Annotated in this window: 18 protein-coding genes and 2 tRNA genes; 16 read left to right on the top strand and 4 right to left on the bottom strand. The window is 73.2% G+C overall.

Annotated elements, in window-relative coordinates; genetic code table 11:
- Positions 1-8 precede the first annotated feature (8 nt).
- Together ACFW6A_RS03430 and ACFW6A_RS03425 are read right to left on the bottom strand one after the other, a co-directional pair.
- Positions 9-4,100 carry a PAS domain-containing protein gene (locus tag ACFW6A_RS03430; RefSeq protein WP_386638433.1) on the bottom strand — a complete coding sequence of 1,364 codons (4,092 nt, stop codon included), beginning with the start codon at positions 4,098-4,100 and terminating at the stop codon, positions 9-11.
- Between the two features lie 149 nt (positions 4,101-4,249).
- Positions 4,250-4,693, bottom strand: a complete 444-nt coding sequence (locus tag ACFW6A_RS03425; RefSeq protein ID WP_386638430.1) for an SSI family serine proteinase inhibitor — start codon at positions 4,691-4,693, stop codon at positions 4,250-4,252.
- Positions 4,694-5,035: 342 nt separating this feature from the next.
- Here ACFW6A_RS03425 and ACFW6A_RS03420 point away from each other — a divergent pair.
- The 5 genes from ACFW6A_RS03420 (at position 5,036) to ACFW6A_RS03400 (ending at position 9,543) form a co-directional block, all read left to right on the top strand.
- Positions 5,036-5,126: transfer RNA gene (locus ACFW6A_RS03420), tRNA-Ser, on the top strand.
- Positions 5,127-5,441: 315 nt separating this feature from the next.
- Positions 5,442-5,514 (top strand) — tRNA-Arg (locus tag ACFW6A_RS03415).
- Between the two features lie 463 nt (positions 5,515-5,977).
- Positions 5,978-6,307 (top strand): hypothetical protein, encoded by a 330-nt coding sequence (locus ACFW6A_RS03410; RefSeq protein ID WP_386638427.1) that lies wholly within the window; start codon positions 5,978-5,980, stop codon positions 6,305-6,307.
- 2 nt (positions 6,308-6,309) lie between these two features.
- Positions 6,310-7,113, top strand: coding sequence for a hypothetical protein (locus tag ACFW6A_RS03405; protein ID WP_386638424.1), 804 nt, complete (start codon positions 6,310-6,312; stop codon positions 7,111-7,113).
- Positions 7,114-7,308: 195 nt separating this feature from the next.
- On the top strand, positions 7,309-9,543 hold the full coding sequence (locus ACFW6A_RS03400) for an FG-GAP repeat domain-containing protein (RefSeq protein ID WP_386638421.1): 2,235 nt from the start codon (positions 7,309-7,311) through the stop codon (positions 9,541-9,543).
- A 368-nt stretch (positions 9,544-9,911) separates the two neighbouring features.
- On the opposite strand, the gene ACFW6A_RS03395 is transcribed toward ACFW6A_RS03400, so the two are convergent.
- The gene (locus tag ACFW6A_RS03395; RefSeq protein ID WP_386477750.1) at positions 9,912-11,147 is read right to left on the bottom strand and encodes a DNA sulfur modification protein DndB; all 1,236 of its coding nucleotides are present in this window, start codon (positions 11,145-11,147) and stop codon (positions 9,912-9,914) included.
- A 317-nt stretch (positions 11,148-11,464) separates the two neighbouring features.
- Between ACFW6A_RS03395 and ACFW6A_RS03390 the strand changes: the two genes are divergently transcribed.
- From ACFW6A_RS03390 to ACFW6A_RS03340, 11 genes are all read left to right on the top strand, one after another.
- Positions 11,465-11,830, top strand: a complete 366-nt coding sequence (locus ACFW6A_RS03390) for a PH domain-containing protein (protein WP_043224835.1) — start codon at positions 11,465-11,467, stop codon at positions 11,828-11,830.
- Between the two features lie 126 nt (positions 11,831-11,956).
- Positions 11,957-12,778 (top strand): BRO family protein, encoded by an 822-nt coding sequence (locus tag ACFW6A_RS03385; protein ID WP_351842688.1) that lies wholly within the window; start codon positions 11,957-11,959, stop codon positions 12,776-12,778.
- 88 nt (positions 12,779-12,866) lie between these two features.
- Positions 12,867-13,688: a DUF2797 domain-containing protein gene (locus ACFW6A_RS03380; protein WP_386638418.1), complete on the top strand. Its 822-nt coding sequence runs from the start codon at positions 12,867-12,869 to the stop codon at positions 13,686-13,688.
- A gap of 70 nt (positions 13,689-13,758) precedes the next feature.
- The gene (locus ACFW6A_RS03375; RefSeq protein ID WP_351842684.1) at positions 13,759-14,094 is read left to right on the top strand and encodes an antibiotic biosynthesis monooxygenase; all 336 of its coding nucleotides are present in this window, start codon (positions 13,759-13,761) and stop codon (positions 14,092-14,094) included.
- 58 nt (positions 14,095-14,152) lie between these two features.
- Positions 14,153-15,058, top strand: a complete 906-nt coding sequence (locus ACFW6A_RS03370) for an amidohydrolase family protein (RefSeq protein WP_386638632.1) — start codon at positions 14,153-14,155, stop codon at positions 15,056-15,058.
- Between the two features lie 119 nt (positions 15,059-15,177).
- Positions 15,178-15,933: a response regulator transcription factor gene (locus ACFW6A_RS03365; RefSeq protein ID WP_351842682.1), complete on the top strand. Its 756-nt coding sequence runs from the start codon at positions 15,178-15,180 to the stop codon at positions 15,931-15,933.
- 6 nt (positions 15,934-15,939) lie between these two features.
- Positions 15,940-17,496, top strand: a complete 1,557-nt coding sequence (locus ACFW6A_RS03360) for a sensor histidine kinase (RefSeq protein WP_386638415.1) — start codon at positions 15,940-15,942, stop codon at positions 17,494-17,496.
- A gap of 26 nt (positions 17,497-17,522) precedes the next feature.
- Entirely contained in the window at positions 17,523-18,806 is a 1,284-nt protein-coding gene (locus ACFW6A_RS03355) for a glycosyltransferase (RefSeq protein WP_386477741.1), read from the top strand.
- Positions 18,803-20,944 carry an ArnT family glycosyltransferase gene (locus ACFW6A_RS03350; RefSeq protein ID WP_386638412.1) on the top strand — a complete coding sequence of 714 codons (2,142 nt, stop codon included), beginning with the start codon at positions 18,803-18,805 and terminating at the stop codon, positions 20,942-20,944. The genes ACFW6A_RS03355 and ACFW6A_RS03350 overlap by 4 nt, the downstream gene beginning before the upstream one ends.
- A gap of 75 nt (positions 20,945-21,019) precedes the next feature.
- Entirely contained in the window at positions 21,020-22,549 is a 1,530-nt protein-coding gene (locus ACFW6A_RS03345; RefSeq protein WP_386638409.1) for an MFS transporter, read from the top strand.
- A gap of 34 nt (positions 22,550-22,583) precedes the next feature.
- A complete protein-coding gene (locus ACFW6A_RS03340) occupies positions 22,584-23,357 on the top strand; it encodes a TetR/AcrR family transcriptional regulator (protein WP_351842850.1) in 774 nt (257 codons plus the stop codon).
- An 81-nt stretch (positions 23,358-23,438) separates the two neighbouring features.
- Here ACFW6A_RS03340 and ACFW6A_RS03335 read toward each other — a convergent pair whose 3' ends face one another.
- Complete coding sequence (locus ACFW6A_RS03335) at positions 23,439-25,028, bottom strand: MDR family MFS transporter (protein ID WP_351842672.1); 1,590 nt, start codon at positions 25,026-25,028, stop codon at positions 23,439-23,441.
- Positions 25,029-25,067 lie beyond the last annotated feature (39 nt).

The following is a 25,067-nucleotide window of genomic DNA, read 5'->3' as shown; positions in this document are numbered from 1 at the left end:
CCCCCTTCTCAGTTGGTGCCGATCTTCGCCAGCAGGTCGACGATCCGGGCCTGGACCTCGGCGCTGTTGGAGCGCTCGGCCAGGAAGAGGACCGTCTCGCCGGAGGACAGCTCGGGCAGCCTTTCCGCGTCCAGGCCGGTCGAGGTGTAGACGACCAGCGGGGTGCGGTTGAGCTGCCCGTTCGCCCGCAGCCAGTCGATGATCCCGGCCCGCCGGCGGCGCACCTGCATGAGGTCCATGACCACCAGGTTCGGCCGGCTCTCGGCGGCCATCGCCACCGCCTCGCTGTCCGTGGCGGCGCGCACGACCTGCATGCCGCGCCGCTCCAGGGTGGCGGCGAGGGCGTCCGCGATGTGTTCGTTCTCCTCGATGACCAGCACCCGGGACGGATGCTGCTCGCTGTCGCGCGGGGCGAGCGCCTTGAGCAGGACGGCGGGATCGGCGCCGTACGCCTCCTCCCGGCCCGCCTGTCCGAGTCCGGCCGCGAGCAGCACCGGCACCTCGGCGGAGACGGCAGCCTGGCGCAGCGACTGGAGCGCGGTCCGGGTGATGGGCCCGGTCAGCGGGTCGACGAAGAGCGCGGCCGGGAAGGCGGCGATCTGCGCGTCGACCTCCTCGCGGGAGTGCACGATCACCGGCCGGTAGCCGCGGTCGCTCAGCGCCTGCTGGGTGGAGACGTCGGGCGCGGGCCAGACGAGCAGCCGGCGCGGGTTGTCGAGCGGCTCCGGGGGCAGCTCGTCGTCGACGGGCAGCGGCGCGGGCCGGTTGACGACCTCGACCGCGCCCCCGGGACCGTCGAGCGGCTCGGGCCCCTCGGCGGACCCCTCGGCGGGCGCCCCTATCGCGTACGCGCGCCCCCGCCCCTCGGACCCGGCCACGGGCGGCAGCCCGAGCGGCTCCGGCACGGACGCGGCCGCGGGTGCGGCGGCGGCGGGCGGGAGCGGCGACGGGGCCTGGCCCGCGGCGGCCGGGGCCGGGGCCGGCGGGTCGAGCTCCGGCGGCGTCGCGAGCTTGCGGCGGCGGCCCGACCCGTTCGACGAGGCGGCCACGGGCGTTCCGGCCTGCGCCGGCGGCGCGAAGGGCACGCCCTGCCCGAGCGTCCGCACGCTGAACGCCCGCCCCTGCGTGGAGTCCTTCGGCAGCGGCGCCGCCGGGGGGACGGGGGCGGGCAGGGGCATCGCGGCGGGCGCCGCCGGCGCCGGGTTCGGCATCGGAAGCTCGGGAGGCAGCGGTACGGAACCGGTGCCGCCGCCGGCAGCCGCACCGGTGCCGTGCGCGGGCGTGGCCGAGGGACCGGCCGACGGGGCGGTCGGCGGGGCGACCGGCGGGGTGACCGGAGGTACGGAGGCCGGCGGCGCGGGGTGGGGTGCGGGCGCGGCCGGCGGGACGGCGTGGGGTGCGGGCGCGGCCGAGGGGCCGGCCGGCGGGGTGACCGGAGGCACGGCGGCCGGTGCGACGGCGTGGGGTACGGGCGTGGCCGAGGGGCCGGTCGGCGGCACGGCGTGGGGCGTGGTCGTGGCCGGAGGCACGGCGGTCGGTGGGACGGCGTGGGGCGCGGGTCCGGCCGCCGGTGCCAGACCGGTGGGCGGGACCGCGGTGGCCGACGGGACGGACGGGGCCGGCGGAACCGTCGGGTTCGACGGGGCCGTCGGGACCGCCGTGGCCGGGGCCGTCGGGAGGGGGTGCGGCTGTGGGGGCGTGTGGCCTGCGGGCACGTCCCGCACGGGCTCGTGGGCGGACCCGGGCGCGGACCCGTGGGGGAGGCCGTCGGGCGCGGACCCTTCCCCTGCGGCCACCGGCTCCTCGCGGTCGGCGTCGGCCGGCGGCAGCGCGAACGGCGTCCGGGGGCCGGCCTCGGCGGCGGCGGCCCGCTCCTGCGCGGCGGCGAGCGCGCGCCGGCGGCGCCCGGTGGGCCGCCCGGCGGCCTCGGGGCCCTCCAGGGAGGCCACGGCCGGCGCCCCCTGGGGCGCGGCCGACAGGGCCGGGGTCAGCGCGGGAGCCCCGGCAGGCTCGACGGGCACGCCCTGCGGCGGCACGGCGGCACCGAGCGCGGCCCGCTCCTGCGCGCCCTCGGCGGCGGTCACCACGGCGCCCTCGGCCGGGCGGCCCCGGCGGCGGCCGGTCGGCCCGGCGCCGGTGGACTGCTGGGCGGGGATCAGTTCGGCGGGGCCCGCGGCCTCCTCCGTACGGGCGCGGCGGCGTCCGCCACCGGAGGCCGGCACGGCGACCGCCCCGGCACCGCCCTCCGGGGCCACCGGACTCTCCAGGAACGCGTCGGTGGACCCGCGCCGGGCCCGGCGCCGGCCGGAGCCGCCCGCGGTCCCGTCCGCGCGGCCGTCCACCGGGCCGCCGTCCACCGGACCGCCGGCCGCCGGACCGCCGGCCGCCGGACCGGAGGCCTGCGCGGGCAGCGCGGGAACGCCGCTCCCGCCCTGCGCGGACGCGGTCCTCGGCTCCTGCTCGTGCTCGGGTCCGGTCCCGGTGCCGGCCCCCGCCTCGGGCTCCGGCTCCGGCTCGGGCTTCTGTTCGGCTGCGGGAACGGTTCCCCGACCGGCCCCGATCGGCACCTCCAGGACGTACGCGCCGCCGCTCGTCCCCGGCACCTCGTGGGTCTGCACGACACCGCCGTGCGCCGCCACGATGCCGCGCACGATGGGCCCGTGGACCGGGTCGCCGCCCGCGTACGGGCCGCGGACCTCGATGCGGACGACCTCGCCGCGCTGCGCCGCCGCGACCACGATCGTCGAGTCGGAGGGGGCGGCCGCGCCCTGCGCCGAGGCGCGGGTCTTGCCGGTGGCGTCGACCCCGGCCACGTCCGCGACGAGGTGGGCGAGCGCGGTCGTCAGCCGGCCGGCGTCGACCTCGGCCTCGATCGGCGGCGCGTGCACGGCGAACTGCGCGCGGCCCGGGCCGATCAGCTCCACGGCCGCGTCGATGCCGCCGGTCACGATCCCGTCGAGCAGCGCGACCTTCCGGTCCAGCTCCTCCTCGCCCGCGTCCAGCCGCTGGTAGCCGAGGACGTTGTCGACGAGGGCGGTCATCCGGGCGTACCCGGCGACCAGGTGGTGCAGCACCTGGTTGGCCTCGGGCCACAGCTGCACGCCGTCGTCGGCGGCCAGCGAGCCCAGCTCGGCGCGCAGTTCCTCCAGGGGGCCGCGCAGCGACTCGGCCAGCACGGCGGTCAGCTGGGCGTGCCGGGAGGCCAGCGCCGCGTACTTCTCCGCCTGCGCCTCGCGCTCGGCGGCGTGCCGCTCGGCCCGGTCGGCCAGCTCGGCGGCGTGCTTCTCGACCAGCTCCTCGTGCTGCCTGCGGTCGGTGAAGGTCATCACGGCGCCGACCAGCTGGTCCCCGTCGCGCACCGGCGCCGTCGTCAGGTCGACGGGCACCCGCTCGCCGCTCTTCGACCACAGCACCTGGCCGCGCACCCGGTGCTTGCGGCCGGACTTGAGGGTGTCGGCGAGCGGGGACTCCTCGTACGGGAACGGCGTGCCGTCGGCGCGCTTGGCCAGGATCAGCGGGTGCAGCTCGGCGCCGCCGAGCTCGCCGGCCCGGTAGCCGAGGATCTGCGCGAAGGCGGGGTTGACCAGGACGACACGGCCGTCGGTGTCCGTGCCGACGACGCCTTCGGAGGCGGCCCGCAGGATCATCTCGGTCTGCCGCTGCGAGCGGGCCAGCTCGGCCTCGGTGTCGAGGGTGCCGGTGAGGTCGCGGACGACGAGCATCAGCAGCTCGTCGCCGGTGTAGCCGCTGTACGAGTCGTACGCCTCGCGCCCGTCCTCCAGGCTGGCGCTCGTCACCTCCACGGGGAACTCGCCGCCGTCCGTGCGGCGGGCGACCATCCGCATCGGCTTGGTGCGGCCCCGCTCGTCCGCCGGGTCGGGGCGGCGCATCGAGCCGGGGATCAGGCGCGAGTCGAAGTCCGGCAGCAGATCGAGCAGCCCGCGCCCGACGAGCGCGGTGCCGGGGGTCTCGAACATGCCGAGCGCGATGGTGTTGGCGTTGACGACCGTTCCGTTGCAGTTGACGAGCACGAGGCCGTCGGGGAGGGCGTCGAGTATGGCTGCGAGGCGAGCAGCGCCTCGGGATGGCCTGCTGCTCACGACGACGCTTCCTCCCTGACGCCTGCAATTGCCTGCGGGCCGTGCCCGCGGTGTGCGCCGTCCGGCATGTGCCGTGACGGCGGGCCGCCCCATCTTGCCCCTCGGGCGGCGGCCCTGTCACTGAGGGAGTCTAACGGCGCCCCCGTCCCTCAGTCCCGGACGCTCGGAAGGAGCGGTTCCACGTTCTCCCAGCGGTCGATCTCGCAGCCGTTCGCGCGGGAGAAGCGGGCGTCGATCCGCCGCCCCTGCCAGGTGCCCGTGACCCGGGCGGTCACCGGGCCGCCGTACACCTGCGTGCACAGCGCGTCCGCCGGCACCGGCGCGAAGGGGTCCTCCCCGGCGCGCGCGAAGCCCTCCAGTCGCTCGCAGGCCCGCGCGGCCGCCGGATGGTCGCCCTGCGGCCGGTCGTCGCAGGTGAGCTTCCAGCTCCCCTCGGCGTCCGGGTTCCCGCTGCCGCTGACGGTCACCGTCAGCGAGTCGGGCGGCGAGAGCAGCGGCAGCGGCGGCAGCGGCACCGCCGAGGCGGCGCCGGCGAGCCCGGCGGTGAGGGAGGCGGCGAGACCGCCGGCGAGAACGAGACGGCGCAGTGCCATGGAACGACTCCGGGTGCGTACGTACGGGACACGGGCTACGGGCTACGACGGAAGACGACGGGAAGGGGTATCGGTCGGTACGGCGGTCGGCGGGGCGTCACGGTCGGGGCGGCCGCCACCTCTCTAACGCTCCGGCCCCACGGGCGTTGCGCAACCGGGGTGCGCCGGGCGGGGGCGGCGTCGGTACCGGAGCCGGAGCCGGTACCGGTGCCCGCGGAGTCCGGGACGCGCCGGGGGCTTTGCCCTGGGCCCCGCCCGCCTAGTACGGTGAAAGCGATTGGTGACACGAGGCTCGCCTGTGTCATCATCTGCACGCACCTTCCGCGCATGCGCGGGGTGCGAGGAGGCGTCGCCTAGTCCGGTCTATGGCGCCGCACTGCTAATGCGGTTTGGGCTTTATCGCCCATCGAGGGTTCAAATCCCTCCGCCTCCGCCCTCAGGAAGCCCCGGCCCCACGGCCGGGGCTTCCGCCGTTCCCGGCCCGCTTTCCCCGCCCCCGCGGCGTGGGAGCCCCGCCCGGCCCACTCTCCTGTGACCCCGGTCTCTTTCGCCCCCTCCAGCCCCGTTCCCCCCGCTGGAACCCTCCGCTCCAGCGTGACGCCCGCCGACCCCTCCGGCGACGTTTTCGCAGGTCAGATGGGGTGGGCTAATCGGATTTCACATGACGGCGGGACTCATGTAATGTTCTTCCTGTCGCCGGGACAGCGGGCCGAAAGGGCCGGGAAACGGAGACAAGAACTAAAAACAAGCACTCGTAGCTTAACGGATAGAGCATCTGACTACGGATCAGAAGGTTGCAGGTTCGAATCCTGCCGAGTGCACACAGGTCAAAGGCCCCCTGGACATCGTCCAGGGGGCCTTTGACATCAGCGGATGACATCAACGTCCACGGCCGAACCGATCAGGCGGCGGGGTTCTCCTCGGGCTCCTGTCCTTCGTCCGGGTCGATGTCGTCCAGCCCGAGGGCGTCGTCCAGCCGATCCGCGGCCCCCCCGCCCGAGCGCGCGTTCTTCGGCACGGACCTGGTTACGGTCTCGCTCGGCGGCAAGTACGAGGCGGGGAAGGCTCCTGACGAGTTCCCCAGCCAAGTGATCACCCGCGAAGACCTCGGCAACTTCGAGCACCTGCGGAAGCTGCTGGGCGGCATGAAGCTGGACGCTCAGTACGAGGTGATTCCGCCGTCGGGGATGGTGAATCTCAACCGAGAGAACCATGTCGTGATCTGCGGCCCCCGGCTCTCACCCCCTCATCGCGCAGATCCTCGAAGGCGACGACAACCTCGGGTTGGCCAAGGACAGCGCATGGCACCCGCTCGACAAGACCGCCGGCAAGGAATACCGGTCCCCCCAGGATGAGGACGGGTCGGCCGGCGACGTGGGATGCCTGGGACGTCTCCCCCGCCTGGATGGCAAGGGAACGTTTCTCTACGTCGCCGGTATCCACTCCATCGGAGCGAACGGCGTCATTCACTTCCTGGAGAACAACCTGGCCGAGCTGTACCGAGAGGTCCGCACGCGCCGGTTCTCCACTCTGATCTCTTGCCGCTGTGACCCGAAGACCCCCGAAGTTCTGGAGAGTCGACGCGTTACCCCGCTGTACCGACACGAAGGCTGATCATGCGCGTTGCCATCGACACCGAACCCGGCGGGTCGGCCCCCAACGAGGACTGGGTAGCTGCCACGCCCTCCCTCGCGATCGTGCTGGATGGGGTGAGCACCGCAGGTCTCGACACAGGATGCCGCCATGGTGTCCCGTGGTACGTCTCTCGGCTCGGAAGCCGCCTTGTCGCTGCGCTGGCGGATTCGGACGAATCGCTACCGACCGGCCTGGCCGTTGCCCTGGAACGAGTGGCGGCGCTGCACCCTGAGGGTGACTTGGCCGACCCCGGGACCCCGTCCGCGACGGTCGCCGTCCTGCGCCAGCGGGAAGAGTGCTTCGATCACCTCGTGCCGGCGGACTCTCCGATCATTCTGGAGTGCGCCCAGGACTTCACTGTGATCACAGACCTGCGCGTCGACGACGTGCTTCCGGAGCTTCGCGCCGAGGTCGAACAGCACGAGACCCACACGGAGGAACACAGAGAAGCCCTAAGGCGATTCGTGACCGCACAACGCCAGACGCGGAACACCCCGGGTGGCTACTGGGTGGCAGCCGGCAGCCCGGCGGCAGCGGCTCACGCGATCGTCGGCAGCACCCCTGCCGAGGTGGTCCGCTCGGCTGCAGTGTTGTCCGATGGCACCTCGCGCCTCGTCACGGAGTACGGCATGGCGACGTGGCCCGAGGTCTTCGCGACGCTCCGGACCGGTGGCCCGCGAGCGCTGATCAGTCACGTTCGAAAGGTCGAAGCGACGGACCCCACGGGCCGCCGATGGCCGCGGTACAAGTCGGGGGATGACGCTTCCGTCGCTTTCTGTCAGTAAGGACCTACAGAGTGGTCACCGATCGGGTGAGGGCCGTCTGCGGATGGCAGGCGAGGCATTCGGGCGGTGGTTCGAGATGTCCGACCTCTCGAACCACTGGGACAGGGGGCTCGTACAACCTCTGCTCCTGGTCGATGGTCATACAGGTCGGTCCGCGGATCTTTGTGGGCCGCCCCGTCTTCGTCTGGAGAGTCCGTGCTTGCTGTGCGTGTAGCTCGGCGTCGTACCGCCGCCGCCATCGCCACCGTCCTCGCCGTCACCCTCGGCGCCGGGGCCCTGTCCGTCCCCGCCGCCGTCGCGGACTCCGCACCCAGCGCGGCCGCGGAGACGCGGGAGGCCGTCGCGCAGATGCCCGTGAACCACGCCATCGAGGCGGGTGGCCACGCCGGGTTCTTCAGCACCTACTTCGGCGACCCGGGGAGAGTCACCTGGACGAGCTACAAGGACGGCACGACCAGCTCCTTGGGGGCCTACCTGATGGTGGCCGGCGGCGACCTGTACGTCGACGAGCTGTCCAGGAACGTGGTCGACATGGCGACCGGGGCCCGCTACCGACTGCCCGAGCACGACGCCCAGGCGGTGGGCGTCGCCGGACCGTACGTCTTCACCACCCTCACCCTCGACACCACCGACGGCACCGGGCCCGGCCCCTTCCTGTCGGCCCACACCGCCCAGGGCACGCGCCGGATCACCGGACTGCCCGCCGGCGCCGAGGACTTCAAGGTCCGGCCCGGCACCGACGAGCACGGCGTCGTCACCTTCACGGGCGCCGACGGCGCCCGGTACCACGGTCTCGTGGACCTCGAAGCGGGGAAGGTCACCGAGACCTACCGGACCCCGGGCACCGGGGCGTTCGCCGTCTCGGACACCCGGGTCGCCTGGGTGGAGAACGACGAGGCCGGCACGGCCCAGGCGGTCGTGGTCACCCGGGGCACGACCGACCGGAGGACCGTCGCGCTCGGCCCGGCGAAGTCCCAGCCCGTGATCGGCCTGGTCGGCGACTGGCTCCTCGACGGCGTGGTCCCCCGGCTCGCGAAGGAGGCGACGCCCTACCCCGGCCTGCGCGCCCGGAGCCTCACCGACGCCACCGCCGCGCCGGTCACCCTGCTCGACCGCTTCGAGGAGCTGGTCCCGGACACCAGCGGCGGCATGCTGGCCGGCGGCGGCCGGCTCGGGACCGGTGACGGCGCCTACCGCGTCACCGCCGGCGCGGACGGCAAGCCGGGCGCCACCTTCGTCGCGGCCAGCGGCTCGCCGACGGAGACCGCCGAGATGAAGCCCGCCGGGGTGCCCACCGGCACGGTGAACCTGGACGACGCTTCGACCGTCTCGTTCGACTGGTACCTGAACCACTGGGACACGAAGGTCACGGTGCAGCTGCGGCACGTCCGCACCGGCAGGACCTACGACTGGGTCATGGACGGCTACGACGAGCCCGGCGGCTGGGACAGCGACTACAGCGAGGGTTTCCCCTTCGGCCCGGCGTGGTCGGGAACGCTCGGCGACGGGAACAGGTTCGGCGAACCCCATACCCGCATGGCCTACAACGGCGCGTACACCTGGGAGATGATCGCCGAGCCGTGGACCGGCGTCGGCCCGGCCCTGAAGAGGTCCGGCTCCTTCACCGTCACCCGCTCGGCGAAGCCCCACGACTTCGACGACGACGGCGCCCCCGACCTGCTGGCCCGGGACGCCTCCGGCGTCCTCTGGTCGGACACCGGCTTCCGCGACAGCCGGTACAGCAGCGAGGTCGACGTTCCGAAGACCCAGATCGGCGGCGGCTGGCAGATCTACGACCGGATCGAGGCCACCGGCGACCTCGCGGGCTCGTCCCACGCGGACATCGTCGCCCGTGACAAGGCGGGCGTCCTCTGGCTCTACCAGGGCAACGGGCTCGGCGGGTTCGCCCGCCGCGTCCAGGTCGGCGGCGGCTGGCAGACCTACGACAAGCTCACCGGCGGCTCCGACTTCACCGGCGACGGCCGCCCGGACCTCCTCGCCGCCGACAAGACCGGCGTCCTGTGGCTCTACAAGGCCACCGGCAGCACCACCAAGCCCTTCGAGACCCGCAAGCGGATCGGCTCCGGCTGGGGCGTCTACAACCAGCTCACCGCCCCCGGCAACATCGCGGGCGCGGGCGCGGGAGACCTGCTCGCCCGCGACAAGGACGGCGTGCTGTGGATGTACCTCGGCAAGGGCGACGGCACCTTCACCAAGCGCAGCCTCATCGGCGGCGGCTTCGGCCGCTACGGCGAGCTCGTCGGCTCCGGGGACTACGACGGCGACGGCAAGAACGACCTCCTCGCCTACGAGTCCGCCACCAAGAGGACGTACTACTTCTCCGGCACGGGCGGGCGCGACGTCCCGTTCCGCCTGGCCCGCGTCAGCACGACCCTCTACGCGTCGGGCTCATACAACCTGTTCGGCTGACAGCGGTCCCTCCCACGCCTCGTCGCTGCCGTCGTAGGCAGATCAAAGGCTGGTCAACCTCACAGGGCCATCCCCCTCCGAATCGACCAGCCTGAAGATCCTTGGTGAAGGAAGTGGAGTTCCTCGGCTCGGCGGGTCCTGACAGCAGTTGCTGACACCAACGTTCACGCCCAACGGCAAACGTCCATGGGCGGGCAATCGAGAAAGTGCCTGCCGAACGGCGTGAATCGGCAGGCGTGATCCCGGGGCGCGAGACATGGCACGCGCCTACGGATCAAAAGGCTGCAGGTTCGAATCCTGCCGAGTGCACACAGACAAGAGGCCCGGACGAGAGTCCGAGCCTCTTGCGTCGTCCCGCGCCGCCGGGATCAGAAGCGTCCGCGGATCCGCTTGCCCGTGTCGCTCTCCGGGTGGTTCAGCGCGTCGTAGACCTTGTGGCCGGAGTCGCGGGCGCCGCCCGCCCAGGAGACGGCTCCCCGGTCGGTCACCTTGGCCGCGATGCCGCTCCAGTACTTCGCCTCGCGCTCCCACTGGATGCCGTCCAGCAGGCGCTCCAGGGAGAGGCCCTCGGGCAGGGGGGCAGTGCTCCAGGACATGGTGCGGTTCAGGGTCGCGCCGAGGCCGGCCACGACGGCGGGGGCGGTGACCGCGGTCTTCGCGTGGAAGAGCGCGGCGTTCTCCTGGAGGAACGCGCCGACCGCCTCCATGACCTCGCGCTGGACGACGAGCCTGTCCGGACGGTCGCCGTTCTCGTCGGCGGGGATGTCCTCGTGCTCGATGCCGGTCGACGCGGCGTGGATACCGGCCTTGCCGAGCATGGCGGTGGAGACGAGGGTCCGCAGGACCGACATCGTCATCCACTCCGGTGCCTTGTCCGACACCTGGCGCTTCCCGGTGAGGATCAGCCGGGACAGCGGAACCACGGACTCCTCGAACGGCACCTTCAGCGACTCCATCAGCTTGCGCGTGACCGTGGTGCCGAAGTCGCGCCCGTCCATGGACATGGCCAGGGACTTGTCGACCGGGACGCCCTTCAGGTTGCGGTCGTGGAAGATCTGGCGGGCCGCCATGGTGCCGATGCCGTGGAACACCTCGAACGACAGCGGGGTCGCGCCGAAGTCGAAGTCCTCCTCCAGGCCGTAGGCGACCGGGTTCTTCTTGATCCGGTGCCAGGCGGTCACCTGGGTCTCGCTGTCGAGGACGTACAGACCGTCCTTGATCGGCAGTGCCGCCGAGCCCTCCTCGGAGATGACGAGCGGACGCGGCGACCACAGGGTGATCTGCGGCAGTGACCAGGCATCGTCGAAGTCCCCTCGCAGACCGGCCGCGATGTAGTCGGCGTACTCGCCCACGTTCTTGGCCTTCTTGCTGCCGGCGGTGCCGAGGAGCCGCTGGATCTCGGCGCGCGTGCGGGCGTACTCGGAGACCGGCTGCCCGGCCTTCTGGGCGCGCTTGGCGGCGTCCTCGACCTCCTGGGGGTCGTTGACGATGGCCAGCAGGTTCTCGCAGTCGATGACGCCGTTCGCCATGACCCCCTTGCGGATCACCCGGAGGTCGACGGGCAGCCCGGTGGTCACCGGCTTCAAGGACTTGGTGAGGCTCAAGACTTCATCTCCCTTTTGCTGGCGCGTTTTTGATGCGCTGTCATATTTGGGGAAGCTAGTGGTCCTGTCGGCAGGTGAGCAACTCGGGTGGCTCGAAGCGCGCGCTTCTCCTCACCGCAGTGGGTCGTTCGGCGGCTGCGGCGGTGATGGGGCACTGCCTGGGTGGCTGCGGTGTGCTTCTTTCGGTCCACCGGGGCGTCCGCGGGCGGGGCGGAGGGAGGGGAGGTGGAGGGGCCCGGGGGCGTTGCCAGGAGTGGGGTGGGTGGGGTTAGGTTCGGGTGATCGTATTTTTTGTCTGAAAAGTGGGGGGTAAGGGCATGGCGCTCTTCGGGAACGCGCACGCGATCGATCCGGCGCAGGCGCAGCAGGACTACGCGCGGCTGCTCGGGCAGGGGGAGCAGGTGCACGCCGCGTACCTGCTGATCCGCGACGTCATCTTCTTCACGGACCGGCGGCTCGTGCTGGTCGACAAGCAGGGCATCACCGGCAAGAAGGTCGAGTACCACTCGATCCCGTACCGGAGCATCACGCACTTCGCCGTCGAGACGGCCGGCACCTTCGACCTCGACGCCGAGCTGAAGATCTGGATCTCGGGCCAGCAGCTGCCCGTCACCAAGACCTTCACCAAGGGCGTGGACATCTACGAGGTGCAGGCGATCCTCACGCAGTTCGTCGCCCGCTGACGCGCGGCGAGACTCGTACGGAGGCCCCGGGTTTACCCGGGGCCTTCCCCTTTCGGGTGAACCCATCTGATTTGCATGTCAGTTGAATATGCCTTCGGCCTAGCGTGCGGGTGGAGGTGATCATCGTTGGACGCGATCGACATCGATGACTTCGTACGGGCCGCCGCGGGGGGCCGGCTGAGGCGGCTGACCGCCCTCGACGGGGCGCACTGGTTCCCCGTCGTGGACGTGGCCCGGCGGCTGGGGTACGCGGGGCCGCGCGAGGCGCTGCGGAGCGTGGCGCTGCCCGCCTGGTGCCTGGCGCCGGCCCGCGAGCTGGCCCCGAGCCCGGACATACTCGCGCGCAGCGGCATCCGCGGCACCGCGCGCATGGTGAGCCTCCCCGGACTCGTGCAGCTCGTCACCGCCTGCCGCTCGCCCGAGGCCGGGCCGTTCAGGGCCTGGGTGGGCGAGCTGGTGGCCGAGGTGCAGCGGCACGGCGGCTACGGCCTCGAACCGGCTCCGGCGCACGACGGGTCCGTGCTGCCGCCCGAACTCGTCGACGTGCTCGTCCGGCTGGAAGGACGGTTCGACGAGGGCGCCGCCGACCTCGCCGGCTACGCGGAGCTGCTGCGCGAGACGCGGCACAGCCTCTCAAGGGTCGCCGACTCCCTTGAGCGCTCCTTCGCCGTCCCCCGGCAGCGGGGCACCGAGGGTCCGCCCCGGCTCAGCGCGCAGGAACTCGTCGAGTCCTGGGAGATCAGCGGCGACGTGCGGGCCGTCGCCAGCTTCCTCGCCCCCGCCCTCGTCCGCGGCGGGATCCGCTGCCGGCCCCAGGACGTCACCCGCCGCACCGGCATCTCCGGCGAACGGGTCCGCGACTGCGTCCGGCTGCTCATCGAGCGGGGCTGCATGCGCGAGGTCGGAGACCCCTGCCCGGACGGCACCCGGATCTACGTCCTGCCCTGAGGGAGAGGATGGGAACGGCGGGACGGGACGTGGGAGGTGACCGGCCGTGTGGCGGAGTGGCGGCGTCGGGTGGCGCGGGGAATCGGCCGTGCTGCGGTGGTGGGGCGGGCGGACGAGCCCCGTCGCGTACGGACGGGGACTCGTCTTCCGGGCCGTGGGGGGACGGGTCTGCGCGGGGGCGCGGGGGCACGGCTGCCCCCTCGCCGCCGCCGTGCCCGGCCGGTCCACCGGCGGGCTCTGCCCCGAGTGCGCCCGGCTCGACCGGGCCCGCTCCGTGGCCGCCGACACCTTCGCCGACGACCCCCGGCCCTACCGCGTGTACCTCGCCTGGTTCGGGCCCGGCACCGTCAAGGCCGGCATCACCGGGGAGCACCGGGGGCCCGCCCGCCTCCTGGAACAGGGCGCCGTCGCCTTCTGCTGGCTCGGGCGCGGACCGCTGATGGCCGCCCGGCGGACGGAGGAGGTGCTGCGGCAGGCCCTCGGCGTGCCCGACCGGGTGCCGTACGACCGGAAGCGGGCGCTGCGGGTCGCCCTCCCCGACGCCGGAGCCCGGGCCGCGGAGATCGAGGAGCTGTACGGGCGGGCGCTGGGCGTCGGGGGCTGGGGCGAGACGCTGGACGTGCTGCCGTTCGCCGCGCACGACCACGGGGAGGCCTTCGGCCTCGGTGGGCTGCCCGCGCTCGACGGGACGGTCACCGAACTCGTGGACGGCGGGACCGTCACCGGGCGGGTGCTCGCCGCCGCCGGGCCCGACCTGCACCTGCTCGACCCCGGCGGGCGCCACCTCGTGCTCGACGGCCGGCTGCTCGGCGGGTGGGGGCTGGAGCGGGGCGGGGAGGGCGACGCCTGGAGCGTGCCGGTGGGGCGCGCGCCCCACCGGGAGAGCGCCGGCCAGGACGGTCTGTTCTGATCGTAAAGTCTTGGATCCCTTTGACCGGCGGCCGTGGACAGCGCCCGGTCCGCCCGGCGAGGGTGGCCGCATGACGCAGAAGCCGATCGGCGGGCTCGAACCGCCCTACTACACCGCCGTGTTCACCTCCCTGCGGCCCGACGCCCCCGAGGGCTACGCCGAGACCGCCGCCGAGCTGCGCGAACGGGTCGCCGGCGTGCCCGGTTTCCTCGGCTACGAGTCCGCCCGCACGCCCGGTGGCATCGGCATCACCGTGGCCTACTTCCGTGACCTGGAGGCGCTCGACGCCTGGCGCCTGGACACCGCGCACGCGGCGGCGAAGAAGCACGGGCGGGAGCACTGGTACGAGGCGTACAGCGTCCACGTCGGGAAGGTCGAGCGGAGTTACGGCTTTGAGCGGGAGTGAGGCCACCGGCGCCCGAGGGGCGGAGACCGCCCGGGCGTCGGAGGCGGGCCGTGAGGCGGTGGAGGCCGGCCGGGAGGCGGAGACCGCTCGGGAGACGGGGCCGGTCCGGGAGCTGACCGCGCGGCTCGGACTGCCCGGACTCGTCGACGTGCACACCCACTTCATGCCGAAGAACGTCCTCGACAAGGTGTGGGCGTACTTCGACGCCGTCGGGCCGCTGACCGGACAGCCCTGGCCCATCACCTACCGCGAGGAGGAGGACCGGCGCGTCGAGCTGCTGCGCGGCTTCGGGGTGCTCGCCTTCACCTCGATGCTCTACCCGCACAAGCCCGGCATGGGCGCCTGGCTCAACGCCTGGGCCGCGGACTTCGCCGCGCGGACGCCCGGCTGTCTGCACACCGCGACCCTCTTCCCCGAGCCGGAGGCCGCCGGCTACGTGCGGCAGGCCCTCGACGCCGGGGCCCGGGTCTTCAAGGTGCACCTCCAGGTCGGCGGCTTCGACCCGAACGACCCGCTGCTCGACGAGGTGTGGGGGCTGCTGGCCGAGCGGGAGACGCCGGTCGTCATCCACTGCGGCTCCGGGCCCGCGCCCGGGGCCTTCACCGGGCCGGGCCCGGTCGGGGCGCTGATGGCCCGGTACCCGCGGCTGCGGCTGGTCGTCGCCCACATGGGCATGCCGGAGTACGAGGACTTCCTCGGGCTCGCGGAGCGGTACGAGGGCGTGCGGCTGGACACCACCATGGCGTTCACCGACTTCAGCGAGCGGCTCGCGCCCTTCCCGCCCGACGCGCTCAAGCGGCTGGCCGGCCTCCAGGACCGGGTCCTGCTCGGCTCCGACTTCCCGAACATCCCGTACCCGTACGTCCACCAGCTCCACGCCCTCGAACGGCTCGGGCTCGGCGACGACTGGCTCCGGGCGGTCCTCCACGACAACGGGGCCGCGATGTTTCACGTGAAACCCTGACCGGTCCCCTCCGGGGGAGGGTTTCACGTGAAACCCTCCCCCGGAGGGGACGTGGCTTTCTCAGGGAATTCACAGGAAAGCGAAAGAGTGATCTCAGCGGCGGCGGCGAGCGTGGAGCCATGACCGTCACCACTCGCAGCACTTCAGCCCGCCGCGGCACCCGCGCCGATCTGCTCCGTGCCGACGGCACCGCCGTCCGCGTCCTCGTCGTGGACGACGAGGCGTCCCTCTCCGAACTGCTCTCGATGGCCCTGCGCTACGAGGGCTGGCAGGTCCGCAGCGCCGGCGACGGCGCCGGCGCGCTGCGGGCCGTCCGCGAGTTCCGGCCCGACGTCGTCATCCTGGACATCATGCTCCCGGACGTCGACGGGCTCAGCCTGCTCGGCTCGATCCGGCGCGAGCTGCCCGAGGTGCCGGTCCTCTTCCTGACGGCGAAGGACGCCGTCGAGGACCGGATCGCGGGACTCACCGCCGGCGGCGACGACTACGTCACCAAGCCGTTCAGCCTGGAGGAGGTCGTCGCCCGGCTGCGCGGCCTGATCCGGCGCTCCGGGGCCGCGCAGGCCCGCAGCGAGTCCGTGCTCACGGTCGGCGACCTCACCCTCGACGAGGACAGCCACGAGGTCACCCGGGGCGGCGACTCGATCCACCTCACCGCGACCGAGTTCGAGCTGCTGCGTTACCTCATGCGCAACCCGCGCCGGGTGCTCAGCAAGGCGCAGATCCTCGACCGGGTCTGGTCGTACGACTTCGGCGGCCAGGCCAACGTCGTCGAGCTGTACATCTCCTACCTGCGCCGGAAGATCGACGCCGGGCGCTCGCCGATGATCCACACCCGGCGGGGGGCCGGTTACCTCATCAAGCCGGGGGAGTAGACCCCCATGCGCCTCCGCCTCCGGAGCCGCACCCGGCGGCCCTGGTCGCTGCGGACGCGGCTGGTGGTCTCCGCCGTCGCGCTGATCGCGGTCGTCGCGGCCGTCATCGGCACCGTCACCACCATCGCGTACCGCTCCTACCTCTACGACCGGGCCGACGAACAGCTGACGGCGCTCGCCCAGCGGGCCTCCGGGCCGCCGGCCGTGCCTTTCGGTCCTGACCCGGGCCGGGGCCGTGAACCCCTCGCCTTCCTCGGCACGCCGGGCTCCCCGATAGGGACCCTCGGCGCCGTCGTGGACGGCGGGGAGGTCACCGAGGCGGGGTACTCGACGGAGGTCCCCGGCAGCGGCACCGGCGACGGACCCCGCTTCCCGGTCGAGAAGCTGGACGCCGCGCAGGAGGCCGCGCTCGCCGACGTGCCCCGCGACGGCCGCGCGCACACGGTCGAGCTGCCCGGCGGGCCGGGCCCGTACCGGGTCGTGTACGCCGAGGGCGTCCACGGCGCCTTCCTCACCGGCATCCCGCTCACCGAGGTCGAGAACGCCCTCTCCACCCTCGTCCTCGTCGAACTCAGCCTCACCGGCGCCTCTCTCGCCGCCGCCTCGCTCGCCGGGACGGTGCTCGTGCGGATCGCGCTGCGGCCGCTGCGCCGGGTCGCCGCCACCGCCTCCCAGGTCGCCCGGCTGCCGCTGCACAGCGGCGAGGTCGCGCTCCACCAGCGCGTCCCGGAGGCCGAGGCCGATCCGCGGACCGAGGTCGGGCAGGTCGGCGCCGCGCTCAACCGGATGCTCGACCACGTCCACGCGGCCCTCGACGCCCGCCAGCAGAGCGAGACCCGGGTCCGGCAGTTCGTCGCCGACGCCAGCCACGAACTGCGCACCCCGCTCGCCTCCATCCGCGGCTACGCCGAACTCACCCGGCGCGGCCGGGAGGAGTGCGGGCCCGACACCCGGCACGCGCTCGGCCGGATCGAGTCCGAGGCCACCCGCATGACCGGTCTGGTCGACGACCTCCTGCTGCTCGCCCGGCTCGACGCCGGACGCCCCCTCTCGTACGAGGAGACCGACCTCGTCCCCCTGGTCGTGGACGCCGTCGGCGACGCCCGCGCCGCCGGGCCCGACCACCACTGGCGCCTCGAACTGCCCGGGGAGACCGGGGCGCAGGCCGTCCGCGGCGACGCCGCCCGGCTCCACCAGGTGCTGCTCAACCTGCTCGCCAACGCCCGCACCCACACCCCGCCCGGGACCACCGTCACCGCGGGGGTTCGGGCCGAGGGCACGGACGTCGTCGTCGAGGTGCGGGACGACGGGCCCGGCATCCCGCCCGGGCTGCTGCCCACCGTCTTCGAGCGCTTCGCCCGCGGCGACGCCTCCCGCTCCCGGCAGGCCGGTTCCACCGGGCTCGGCCTCGCCATCGTGCGGGCCGTCGTCGTCGCCCACGGCGGCGAGGTGACCGTCGACTCCGTCCCCGGACGGACCGTCTTCTCGGTGGTCCTGCCGGCGGAGAAGAACCCCGTGGGCGCGCACTCACAGGCGGAGCACAGGCTGATCACACAGCCGTGACAGCGGGCCCGGCGAGGGTCGTGGACATGCGAACCCACACCCTCGCGGGGCCCGCGACGCAGGCCCCCGGCACCCTCCCCGCCCGGGAGCACCTGCCGGCGAGCGAAGCGGGACGGCCCGTTCTGGACGTGGTGATCCCCGTCTACAACGAGGAGAAGGACCTGGAGCCGTGCGTCCGCCGGCTCCACGCGCACCTGAAGCGCACCTTCCCGTACGGCTTCCGCGTCACCGTCGCCGACAACGCCTCCACCGACGCCACGCCCGGCATCGCCGCCGCCCTCGCCGCGGAGGTGCCCGAGGTGCGGTCGGTCCGCCTCGAACAGAAGGGGCGCGGCCGGGCGCTGCGGACCGTGTGGTCGGCTTCCGACGCCCCCGTCCTCGCCTACATGGACGTGGACCTGTCCACCGACCTCAACGCGCTGCTCCCGCTCGTCGCCCCGCTGATCTCCGGCCACTCCGACCTGGCCATCGGCTCCCGGCTGGCCCGCTCCTCGCGGGTGGTGCGCGGGCCCAAGCGGGAGTTCATCTCGCGGGCGTACAACCTGATCCTGCGCGGCTCGCTCGCCGCCCGCTTCTCCGACGCCCAGTGCGGCTTCAAGGCGATCCGGCGCGACGTCGCCGAGCGGCTGCTGCCGATGGTCGAGGACACCGGCTGGTTCTTCGACACCGAGATGCTCGTGCTCGCCGAGCGGGCCGGGCTGCGGATCCACGAGGTGCCGGTCGACTGGGTCGACGACCCCGACTCGACCGTGCACCTCGTGAGGACCGCCACCGACGACCTGAAGGGCGTGTGGCGGGTCGGGCGGGCGCTCGCGACCGGTTCGCTGCCGCTGGACCGGCTCGCCCGGCCCTTCGGCGACGACCCGCGCGACCGCGACCTCTCCGGCGTCCCCGGCGGACTCGCCCGCCAGCTGGTCGGCTTCTGCGTGGTCGGCGTGCTCTCCACGCTCTTCTACCTCGCCCTCTACTCCCTCTTCCGGCTCGGCGCCGGCGCCCAGCTCGCCAACGCCGCCGCCCTCCTCGTCTCCGCCGTCGCCAACACGGCCGCCAACCGCCGGCTCACCTTCGGCGTCCGCGGCCGCGACCGGGCCGTCCGCCACCAGGCGCAGGGGCTCGTGGTCTTCGCCATCGGCCTCGCCCTGACCAGCGGCTCGCTCGCCGCGCTCGGCGCGGCCACCGGCGATCCGGCGCACTCCACCGAACTCGCCGTGCTCGTCGTCGCCAACCTCGCCGCGACCGTCCTGCGCTTCCTGCTCTTCCGGCTCTGGGTCTTCCCGGAGCGCCGACACCCCACGGGGGCCGACCGATGACCGCGACGACTCCCCCCGCGCTCCCGGCGGCGCACGCGGGCCCCCGGGCCCCCGGACGGCTCGCCCGGCTGTGGCGCGGCCGCCCCGGCGACGCCCCCTGGGTGCGCCCGGCCCTCCTCGGCCTGCTCGCCGCCACCACCGCGCTCTACCTCTGGAACCTGAGCGCCTCCGGCTACGCCAACTCCTTCTACTCGGCGGCCGTCCAGGCCGGCGGCGAAAGCTGGAAGGCCTTCTTCTTCGGCTCGCTCGACGCGGCCAACGCCATCACCGTCGACAAGCCGCCGGCCGCGCTCTGGCCGATGGCGCTCTCCGTCCGCCTCTTCGGCCTCGGCTCCTGGCAGATCCTCGTGCCGGAGGTGCTGATGGGCGTGGCCACGGTCGCCGTGCTGTACGCGGCCGTCCGCCGCCGCTTCGGCGCCGGCGCGGGTCTGATCGCGGGCACGGTGCTCGCGCTGACCCCGGTCGCCGCGCTGATGTTCCGCTTCAACAACCCGGACGCGCTGCTCGCGCTGCTCATGACCGTGGCCGTGTACGCCGTGCTGCGGGCCCTGGAGCGGGCCGAGGGCGGTACGAAGTGGCTGGTCGCGGCCGGGGTCGCGTTCGGCTTCGCGTTCCTGACGAAGACGCTCCAGGCCTTCCTGATCCTGCCGCCGCTCGCGCTCGTGTACGCGGTGTGCGCCCCGGCCCGGCCGCTGAAGCGGCTCGGGCAGCTGGGCCTCGCCGGGCTGGCGCTGGTCGTCTCCGGCGGCTGGTGGGTGGCGCTCGTCGAGCTCTGGCCGGCGGCCTCGCGCCCGTACGTCGGCGGCTCGCAGAACAACAGCTTCCTTGAGCTGACCTTCGGCTACAACGGCCTCGGCCGGATCAACGGCAACGAGGTCGGCAGCGTCGGCGGCGGAGGCCGCGGCGGGGGACAGGGCGGCGGCTGGGGCGAGACCGGTCCGCTCCGCATGTTCAACGACTCCATCGGCGGCCAGATCTCCTGGCTGCTCCCGGCCGCGCTGCTCCTGCTCCTGGCCGGACTCGTCGTCACCCGGCGGGCGCCGCGCACGGACACGGCCCGGGCCGCGTTCCTGGTGTGGGGCGGGGCGCTGCTGATGACGCTGGGCGTCTTCAGCTTCATGGCCGGCATCTTCCACGAGTACTACACGGTGGCGCTGGCGCCGTACCTCGCCGCCCTGATCGGCATGGGCGCGGCGGTGCTGTGGGAGGAGCGGACGGGCTTCGCCGCCTCGGCGGCGCTCGCGCTCGCGGCCGGGGTGACCGCCTGGTGGGGCTGGACGCTGCTCGGCCGGACGCCGGACCACCTCCCCTGGCTGCGCTGGACCGTGCTGGTGACGGGGGCGGTGGCCGCGCTCGGCCTGCTCGTCGCGGGCCGAGCCGACCGTCGCCTGGGCCTCGCCGCGGCGGGCCTCGGTCTGGCGGCGGGACTCGCGGGCCCGTTCGCGTACACCCTGGAGACGCTCTCCACCGGCCACCAGGGCTCCATCGTCACGGCGGGCCCCGCGGGCGCCGGCTTCGGCGGCCGAGGCCCCGGCGGCGGCTTCCCCGGCGGGGGTCCGCGCGCGGACGGCACCGGGCAGCGTACGGACGGCGCCGGGCAGCGTACGGACGGCGGTGACGGAGCCGGAGGTGTGCAACCGCCCAACGGCATGCAGCCCCCGAACGGCTTCCCGGGCGGCTTCCCGGGCGGCGGCCGGGGCCAGGCACAGGGCCAGGCACAGGGTCAGCCCCCGACGGGTGGGCAGATGCCCGGCTTCGGTGAGCGCGGCGGCATGGGCGGGGGCGGCGGCATGGGCGGGCTCCTCAACGGCGCCAGTGTCGGGGCGGAGGCCAGGGCGAAGCTGCTCCAGGACGCCGACGCGTACACCTGGGCCGCCGCCGCGATCGGCGCGCAGAACGCGGCCGGTTACCAGCTCGCCACCGAGAAGCCGGTGATGGCGATCGGCGGCTTCAACGGCAGCGACCCGTCCCCGACCCTCGCCCAGTTCCAGCGGTACGTCGCCGAGGGGAGGATCCACTACTTCATCGGAGGCGGGGGCATGGGCGGCGGCTCCGGGATCAGCGGCTGGGTCGAGGAGAACTTCACCGCCGTCACCGTCGGCAACGCCACCTTCTACGACCTGACCGCCCCGAAATAAAACCCCTATACAGCGTACGAGACCTCCTCTACGGTGTACGAGCCCTGTTTCTCGTACACCGTATAAGGAGTTTCCATGACGGCCACCCCCGCGGCCACTCCCCCGGCCGGGGCCACCGGCGGCCACCCGCAGCGCTGGCTGATCCTCGGCGTCATCTGTCTCGCCCAGCTCACCGTGCTGCTCGACAACACCATCCTCAGCGTCGCCATCCCCTCGCTGACCACCGAGCTGCACGCCTCCACCAGCGACATCCAGTGGATGATCAACGCCTACTCGCTCGTCCAGTCCGGCCTCCTCCTCTCCGCCGGCAACGCCGCCGACCGCTACGGCCGCAAGAAGCTGCTCGCCGTCGGCCTCGCGCTCTTCGGCCTCGGCTCGCTCGCCGCGGGTCTGGCCGGCTCCACCGGGCAGCTGATCGCCGCCCGCGCGGGCATGGGCGTCGGCGGTGCGCTCCTGATGACCACCACGCTCGCCGTCGTCATGCAGATCTTCGACGACTCCGAGCGCGTGAAGGCCATCGCCCTCTGGGCCACCGTCAGCTCGCTCGGCTTCGCCGCCGGACCGCTGATCGGCGGCGCGATCCTCGACCACTTCTGGTGGGGGATGATCTTCCTCATCAACATCCCGGTGGCCGTCATCGGCCTGGTCGCCGTCCTCAAGCTGGTCCCCGAGTCGAAGAACCCGCAGGGCGACCGCCCCGACCTGATGGGCGCGCTGCTCTCCACCGTCGGCATGACCGCCGCCGTGTACGCGATCATCACCGGTCCCGAGCACGGCTGGACCTCCACCGAGGTGCTGGTCCCGGCCGCGATCGGCGTCGCGGTGCTCGCCGCGTTCGCGCTGTGGGAGCTGCGGACCCCGTACCCGATGCTCGACATGCACTTCTTCCGCAACCAGAAGTTCGTGGGCGCGGTCGCCGGCGCGATCCTCGTGATGTTCGGGATGGGCGGCTCGATGTTCCTGCTCACCCAGCACCTCCAGTTCGTGCTCGGCTACGAGCCGCTGGAGGCGGGGCTGCGGATGGCGCCGCTGGCGCTGACCGTGGTCCTCCTCAACCTCAGCGGCATCGGCCCGCGGATCGTGATGAAGCTCGGCACCCCGCCGACCGTGACGGTGGGCATGACGCTGGTCGCGGCCGGCCTCGCCTCCATCGCCCTGATCGGCGGCGGTTCGGAGGGCACGTACTGGGGCATGCTGCTCGGCCTGGTCCTCATGGGGACCGGCCTCGCGGTCTCCAACCCGGCCATGGCCAACGCGATCATGAGCGCGATCCCGCCGGAGAAGGCGGGCGTCGGCGCGGGCGTCAACGGCACCCTCGCCGAGTTCGGCAACGGCCTCGGCGTCGCCGTCCTCGGCGCCGTCCTCAACGCCCGCTTCGCCGCCCTCGTCACCGTCACCGCGGCCTCGCTCCCCGCGGCCCTCGCGGCGGCCGGCGACGAGGCCGAGCGGGCGCGGATCTCCGACGCCTTCGCCTCCGGGCTCCAGACCAGCCAGCTGGTCGGCGCGGTCGCCGTCCTCGTGGGCGGCCTGCTCGCCGCCTTCCTGCTGAAGCGGGCGGAGCGGGTGGAGCAGTCCGCGGCAGCCGAGCCGGTCGCCGCTGCCTAGCATGGGCACGAGCACCGACGGACGGAGGAACCGCATGGTCAAGGCCGCGGACCGGCAGAAGAACCCGGCGGGCTCCAGCGTCTGGCTGGAGCAGAGGGCCGCCCGCACCGGCGGCGGTCCGACCGGGCTCGACCGCGAGCGGATCGTGGCGGCCTCCGTCCGCATGCTCGACCGGGACGGCCTCGGCAAGCTGTCGATGCGCCGGCTCGCGGCCGAGCTCGGCGTCACCGCGATGTCCCTGTACTGGTACGTGGACACCAAGGACGACATCATCGAGTACGCGATCGACACCGTGTACGCCGAGATCGACCTGGACGCGGTCGCCGCCGGGGCCGACTGGCGCGAGCGGCTGAGGACGCTCGCCCTCCAGTACCGCGGGATGCTCGTCCGCCACCCGTGGATGTCGCCGTGCGCGGGCCAGTACCTGAACATCGGGCCGCACGCGATCGCCGTCGGGGGGAAGATCCAGGAGACGATCCGGGACACCGGGCTGCCGACCGGCCGGCAGCCGAGCGCGATGTCGGCGGTCTTCCAGTTCGTGTACGGCTACGGGACCATCGAGGCGCAGTTCGCGCGGCGCGCGGTCGAGGCCGGGATGGACGCGGACGACTTCTACGGCCAGTCGATCAAGGCGTTCCGGGACGATCCCGCCTTCATGGAGACGCTGGAGCCGATGGCGGACCTCCTGGAGGAGCGGGCCTCGCACGGCTCGGTCAGCGACATCTGGGACCGCGACTTCGCCTTCGCCCTGGACCTCATGATCGCCGGGATCGAGGCGATGGTCGCCCGGGAGGCCCCCGGAACGTGACGGAGCGGCGGGCCGTCCCCTGCCCGCCGCTCCGTTCGTGCCCCGGCCGCGCCTCCGCTCGAAGCGCGGCCGGGAGTCTTTCTAGGCGTCCTCCGCCGTGACGGTGTTGCTCTTCAGCGCGACCTCCTTGATGAAGAGCGTCACCAGGAAGGCGAGCAGCGCGAAGGGCGCCGCGTAGAGGAAGACGTCGCCGACGCCGTGGCCGTACGCGCTCTCCATCACCGTGCGGATCGGGGCGGGCAGCTTGTCCATGTCGGGGATGGCACCGCCGGGGCCGCCCTGGCCCATGGCCGCCGCGGCCTTCGGGCCGAGCTCCGCCATGCCCTCCTTGACGTAGTCGGTGACCCGGTGGGCCATGACCGCGCCGAGCGCCGAGACGCCGATCGCGCCGCCGAGGGAGCGGAAGAAGGTGACGACGGAGGAGGCGGCGCCGAGGTCGGCGGGGGCCACCTGGTTCTGCGTGCAGAGCACCAGGTTCTGCATCATCATGCCGATGCCCAGGCCGAGGACCGCCATGAAGAGGGCGATGTGCCAGTACGGGGTGTCGTACCGCAGGGTGCCGAGGAGGCCGAGGCCCGCGGTGGCGAGCGCGCCGCCGCTGATCAGCCAGGCCTTCCAGCGGCCGGTCTTGGTGATGATCAGGCCGGAGGCCGTCGAGGAGACGAAGAGGCCGGCGATCATCGGGATGGTGAGGACGCCGGACATGGTCGGCGACTCGTTGCGGGCCAGCTGGAAGTACTGGCTGAAGAAGACCGTGCCGGCGAACATCGCGACGCCGACGAAGAGCGAGGCGAGCGAGGCCAGCGTGATGGTCCGGTTGCGGAAGAGGCGCAGCGGGATGATCGGCTCGGAGGCCTTGGACTCGACGAGCACGAAGACCGCGCCGAGCAGGACCGAACCGCCGACCATGGCGGCCGTCTGCCAGGACATCCAGTCGTACTTGTCACCGGCGAAGGTGACCCAGACGAGCAGCAGGGAGACGGCGGCGCTGATGAAGAAGGCGCCGGCCCAGTCGACCTTGACCTCGCGCTTCACGACGGGGAGCTTGAGGGTCTTCTGGAGGACGATCAGGGCGATGATCGCGAAGGGCACGCCGACGTAGAAGCACCAGCGCCAGCCGAGCCACTCGGTGTCGGTGATGACGCCGCCGAGCAGCGGGCCGCCGACGGTGGCGACGGCGAAGACCGCGCCGAGGTAGCCGCTGTACCGGCCGCGCTCACGGGGGGCGATCATCGCGGCGAGGATGATCTGGGAGAGGGCGGTGAGACCGCCGACGCCGATGCCCTGGACCACGCGGCAGGCGATGAGCATGCCGGTGGACTGGGAGAGGCCGGCGACGATCGAGCCCGCGACGTAGATCGTCAGGGCTATCTGGATGAGCAGCTTCTTGGAGAAGAGGTCGGCCAGCTTGCCCCAGAGCGGGGTGGTGGCGGTCATCGACAGCAGGGTCGCGGTGACGACCCAGGTGTAGGCGGACTGGCCGCCCTCCAGGTCGGTGATGATCTGGGGGAGGGCGTTGGAGACGATCGTCGAGGACAGGATGGCGACGAACATGCCGAGCAGCAGCCCGGAGAGCGCCTCCATGATCTGACGGTGCGTCATCGGAGCGGCGGAGTCTCCGGTTCCGGCCGGGGCGCTCCGCACACCGGTGTCGGGTGTGGTCGTAGCCATGAAGTGGGGTTCCTCTGGTTTCAAGCGAGTGCGGGCGAG

The organism is Streptomyces sp. NPDC058758, assembly GCF_042746075.1.
In the GTDB taxonomy this organism is placed as follows: domain Bacteria; phylum Actinomycetota; class Actinomycetes; order Streptomycetales; family Streptomycetaceae; genus Streptomyces.
This window is presented reverse-complemented; position numbering and strand designations above follow the sequence as displayed.